The organism is Protofrankia sp. CiT1, from assembly GCF_917627335.1.
Taxonomy (GTDB): Bacteria; Actinomycetota; Actinomycetes; order Frankiales; family Frankiaceae; genus Protofrankia.
This window is the reverse complement of the sequence record NZ_CAKJTP010000236.1, coordinates 1-4,132: the sequence shown is the minus strand read 5'-3', so window position 1 is coordinate 4,132 and position 4,132 is coordinate 1. Positions and strand designations below refer to the sequence as shown.

Sequence of the window (4,132 nt, the reverse complement as noted above, 5' to 3'; positions counted from 1 at the left end):
TGTTGCGACTCCGGTCCGTGAGCAGCGTGCGATCCATGATCGGCGCGTGTTTGTCGTTGTGTACGGTTTTTGCCCGGATCGGCGTGCCTAACAACAAACATGCGCTGATCATGATGGCAATCAATGCTGGCCGGCGGCATTTTTCCTGCTGTCAGGCCACGTATTGTCACGTGAGCTACGTTCAAGTAAGAGTGTCCGGCAATAGGGGTGTGGGTCAAGGAGCGGGGCTGGGGTGCGTGCATCGCGAGGCGGCGGAGGGAGTCGCCGGAGGTGTTGGGTGGTGACCGACGAGTCGGGGTACCCGTGCATCGCGTGGCGATGGACGGGGAGCGATGACGCGAGGCGCTTACCTCATAGGTAGGGGCCAGCAGGTTGAAGCCGGCCCAGCGCGGCCCGAGGCGGTCCACGAGCTGGGATGTTTCCTTGACGCCCAGGCCCAAGGCTTCGGCGTCGAGGATGCCGACATTGAATCCCTGGGCGGCGGCGTAGGTGGCGATATAGGCCATACCCAGCACGGGCAACGTGAAGTCGTTGACTCGGGGGCGCAGGCCGTAATCGCGGAGCGGCGCGTTGATAAAGATGGCGTCGAGGGGGTGGTTTGGGTTGGCGCCGCGGACGGCGGCGTCATCCGATGTCTCCATGGCGTGATCCCCAGGCGAGAGTGAGAAGCGTAAGCGTGGAAAGGTGTTCTCCGGCCAGATGTCGCCACTGGGCGCCGAAGGCGCGTTCGTTATGGAACCAGTGATGCGAAGGAGTAGCGCGCCCCGCCCACGTACGTACCGCCAGATCGGCGTAGGGGTACAGGCCCCAGTCGTTCGTGTAGTCGGCCATGGCCGCGCCGGCCGTCCACGGGCCGATGCGCCGCACGCTTTGCAGTTCGTCAACCAGGGCGGGCCAAGACAGGCGGCTCCAGGTGGTGCCGTGCTCCACGTAGGCCGCCGCGGCAGCCTGCAAAGCCGGCCGCTTGAAGGCCAAGCCGATTTCAGTAAACTGCACGTCGGTCAGACTGAGGACTGTTTCGGCTGTAGGAAAGAGGCTGTAGAAATCGCCGTCTGGCAGCGCCACCCGCTCGCCGTGGACCGCACACAGTGCCCGGAATAGCTTCTTGGACTGCCCCGCCCGGATGACCTGGCGCAGGATGCCGGTGGCCAGAGCCTCCCACAGCGACGGATTGCGCAAGCGTCCAACCAGGCCGAGGCCGGTCAGCTCCTTCGCCAGGGCCGGCACTTCATCGGCCGCGCCGTCCGGCAAGCTGAACACGTCGGCACCCGGCTCCGCAGCCTGTCCGCTAAGGCCGGTGAGAGTGAGCCGGTCATTTTCGACCTGGGCCAGCACCAGGCCGTCCGGGACGGCCAATACTCGCCGGGCTCCTTTTTCGGTCGGCAGCCAGGCGGGGTATTCGGTCATCCAGCGATCGGCGGTGAGCATGGCAGTGAAACTCCAAGATGGGGAAGCGTACATAGCGATCATCGGCAACGCTAGTATCTCATGGGCCACTCCGGGGAAGGTGGGCATCTAGGTTCCGTAGGCCGCTCATACCCATTCCAAAACCGCCAGATCATCAAAGAACCGCGCCGTATCAGTTCGGGCGACGGCGGGACGACGATGCGGCAAATCAGGCGCTGGGGGTTCGACACAGGGCCGAGGTGGGAGCCTCAATCTGGCATCACGTCACCTTGCCCTGGCCGATGGGGGATGGATAGTAGGCGGCGGCCAGGCTCAGGGCCTCGACAATATGAAGGCGTGCTTGGTGAGCTGGTCGGTGAGCCGGTCAATTTCGGCTTCGTCCGCGTGTTCCAGGCTGATATACCCGTACACCGGAGCCGGCCCGCTCTGAGGTGCGCAGCCGGGCGAGCGCAACCGTGTCTGGCCCGGTAGCGTCAGCAGGCCTCACCGTGATGTTTGGTCCGGGGTCGGGTCCGTCCATGGCTTCCTCCGTTTAAGGTCACGCCGTCTGGCTGACGCCCGAGGCCGGGGAGATGGCCTCGGTCCGACCTCGGGCGCCCTGCGTGTCAGCGTGAGCGGCCCCAGCGGGGGCGACCATGCCGCCTCGCGTATGACGGCCATACATCCGGCCGCCGGGACTCCACCCGTCGGTGACGGACCAGGACTTACACTGCTCCGTAGCGCACCGGGATGACCACGAGCGGGGGCAGGTCGGACGAAACATGGACGCCGCACCGGCCCGCTACTGCCAGACCTGTGGGAGCCGCTTGGCCCGGGACAACGCCGGGTCCGCGTGCGGTCCGTGCGAGCGCCGCCAGCACCAGCGCCACTCCCAACCCCCGACGGTGCCGGCCCACTTCTGGCAGACCGATCAACTTCGGGACGCCTTCGCAGCCCAACATATGGGGCTGGTTTCGGCGGCCTACCGGCTCAACCCGCACCACCGGCGGCCGATCAGCCAGGAGCGTCTGGGAAGCTGGCTCGGTCTGACGCAGGCCCAGGTGAGCCGAATCGAGAGCGGCCCGGCGATCCGGGACCTGGACCGGCTGACCCACTGGGCTCGGACGCTGGGGCTTCCTCCTCACCTGCTGTGGTTCGATTTGCCTGGCCGTCCCCGCGGAGTTCCGGCAACGCCCACGGTCTGGCCGGACGGCGGCCTCGTGGCCGCACCGTTTGCAGGCGGCAACACCCTGGAGACCATCCGCGCGGCGGCATTGGCCTTCCGGGCGGCGGACCGCCAGATGGGCGGCGGCCGGCTGTACCCCGTGGTGGTGCGCTTCATCCAGACGGAGGTAGCCCCGCAACTGGTTGGGCACCAGCACCCACCGTCGGCGATGTTCTCGGCGGCCTCGTCGCTGACGGATCTGGCCGGATGGCTGGCCTACGACGATGAGCGCGGCGACCTCGCCGCCCAACACTTCGTCCAGGCCTTCGGGCTCGCCACGGCCGCCGCAGACCAGGCGCTGAGTGCCCAAGCCCTGGTCAGCCAAAGTCACCTAGCCTTGGAACATGAGCGACCGCGCGACGCCGTCCGGCTGGCCGATGCTGGCCTGGCGCTGGTGCCCGACGACCCGGACTGCGGCGCACTCCGAAGCCGCTTGTACGCCATGAAGGCCCGGGGAAGTGCCCTGGCTGGTACGCGGCCGGATTGTCTGGCCGCCCTGTGGGACGCGGAGCAGGAACTTGCCCGCGCTGTGGCCGCCGGTCACGAATGGCTCAGCCCGTTCGACGAGGCGGCGCTGGCAGCCGAAACGGCTATCTGCCTGCGCGACTTGGGCGACCTGAACCACGCGGAGCGTCAGGCCCGGCGGGTACTGGAGCTGCGCACACCGGACCGCGTACGAAGCCGGGCCTTCAGCAACCTGACCCTCGCCACGGTGCATCTGGATCGCGGCGACCTGGACGGAGCCTGTGAGGCCGGCGACCAGGTGCTCGGCGCGACAGCGCAGCTGGCATCAGACCGCGTCGTCGGCCAGTTGCGTGCCTTGGGCCGGCGGCTGGCGCCGTACACCGCCGTCCCGACCGTGACGGCCTTCCTCGGCCAGGTTGCCGCTGCCCTACCGGCATCCCGGAGCGCTGAGGTGTCGTGAGCATCGAGCGGGAATGGGAGGCCAGTTACGCCGGCCGCGACCCCGCCGAGTTCGCTCACCTGGCCGAGGGCAACGCCCGCCAAGCCCGCAAGCGGGTGTCCGCCGATGCCCTGATCCGCGATGACACCGGCCGCATCCTGCTGGTGGACCCGACGTACAAGCCGGACTGGGACCTGCCCGGCGGCATGGCCGAGGCCGACGAACCCCCGCGCGAGGCATTGCGGCGGGAGCTGAAGGAAGAACTGGACCTTGACTCCCACGTCGGTGACCTGCTGTGCGTGGACTGGGTGTCACCGCACGGACCGTGGGACGATCTCTTGGCTTTCGTCTTCGACGGTGGCACGCTGTCCGCGAACCACGCCCGAGGTCTCCACTCCGTGGACCCGGAGCTGGCCGCTGTCCGCTTCTGCACGCCGGATGAGGCCGCCCGCCTCCTGCGGCCCTACGTCTGGCGGCGGGTTCAGGCCGCCTTGGCTGCCTTCGCCGATGGGGGCCTCCGCTACCTCCAGGATGGGCACGGCTGACCTGGGCTGTTTCGCCTCGGGCCGTTAGGATCTTGTTTCTTGGGTTGCCCTGGCGAGGTTCCGAGGGGTCGA

At 67.9% G+C, this 4,132-nt stretch carries 3 protein-coding genes and 1 pseudogene; 2 read left to right on the top strand and 2 right to left on the bottom strand.

What is annotated here, in order from left to right:
• Window positions 1-641: pseudogene (locus tag MJ785_RS20650) on the bottom strand (hypothetical protein); the annotation flags it as partial.
• Window positions 625-1,428 (bottom strand): hypothetical protein, encoded by an 804-nt coding sequence (locus tag MJ785_RS20645; RefSeq protein WP_239382434.1) that lies wholly within the window; start codon window positions 1,426-1,428, stop codon window positions 625-627. The pseudogene MJ785_RS20650 and the gene MJ785_RS20645, both read right to left, overlap by 17 nt.
• Before the next feature lie 740 nt (window positions 1,429-2,168).
• Here MJ785_RS20645 and MJ785_RS20640 point away from each other — a divergent pair.
• Window positions 2,169-3,536: a helix-turn-helix transcriptional regulator gene (locus MJ785_RS20640; RefSeq protein WP_239382433.1), complete on the top strand. Its 1,368-nt coding sequence runs from the start codon at window positions 2,169-2,171 to the stop codon at window positions 3,534-3,536.
• Window positions 3,533-4,060 (top strand): NUDIX hydrolase, encoded by a 528-nt coding sequence (locus tag MJ785_RS20635; RefSeq protein ID WP_239382432.1) that lies wholly within the window; start codon window positions 3,533-3,535, stop codon window positions 4,058-4,060. Before MJ785_RS20640 ends, MJ785_RS20635 begins: the two co-directional genes overlap by 4 nt.
• Window positions 4,061-4,132: the final 72 nt, after the last annotated feature.

Bases quoted from the DNA above. Each gene is read 5' to 3' on its own strand.
- MJ785_RS20645 (WP_239382434.1), bottom strand. From the start codon at position 1,428: ATGCTCACCGCCGATCGCTGGATGACCGAATACCCCGCCTGGCTGCCG.
- MJ785_RS20640 (WP_239382433.1), top strand. From the start codon at position 2,169: ATGGACGCCGCACCGGCCCGCTACTGCCAGACCTGTGGGAGCCGCTTG.